Genomic DNA, 541 nt, shown 5'->3' with positions numbered 1-541 from the left:
TGCTCGCCCAGCGTCACCAAGTGTACCAGCGCGCCCGCGCCCGTCACCCCGAGCGATGGAGCCGCGACACGCGCGACTGGACGCCCGCGGGCCCCGTGCGCCTCAACCCCTCACCGGAAGTGCAGGAACTGAAACGCATCGGCTGAACCCTTTCACGCGACAACTACCTTGACGCTCACCGTGGGCGGCCTGGCCCGAGAGAGCGTTCCACTCCTTCGACTTAGCGACCTCGAGGGCCTCGAATGCCTTCAGGGTGGCGTCAGCAGCGTTCAGCTCCGTCTCCGCCTCTTCCCACTCCTTCGCCTTAGCATGGGCCAACGCCCGCGCTAAGTAGGTCGCCAGAAGTTCTCTAACAAATCGCGTAGCCAGAAGCCCTCGGCGAGGCAGCCCGCCTTGCGGAGGGCGTCCTGGGCAGAAAGGCCCAGCACCCAGCGGATGGCGGCGCCGACGTGCTGCTCGACCGTGGGGTACTGACGGTTGGCGGAAACGCGTTGCTTCAGGGGGCGCCACAGATGATCCATGCAGTTGAGTTCTGAGCGCT

At 66.0% G+C, this 541-nt stretch carries 1 protein-coding gene; it reads right to left on the bottom strand.

All coding sequences use genetic code 11. The features are described 5' to 3' along the window. Positions 1-326: 326 nt before the first annotated feature. Positions 327-541 (bottom strand): hypothetical protein (locus D7Y13_RS47025; protein ID WP_439329238.1); only part of this gene is annotated, 215 nt, incomplete at its 5' end.

It is taken from the genome of Corallococcus praedator (genome assembly GCF_003612125.1).
Taxonomy (GTDB): Bacteria; Myxococcota; Myxococcia; order Myxococcales; family Myxococcaceae; genus Corallococcus; species Corallococcus praedator.
This window is presented reverse-complemented; position numbering and strand designations above follow the sequence as displayed.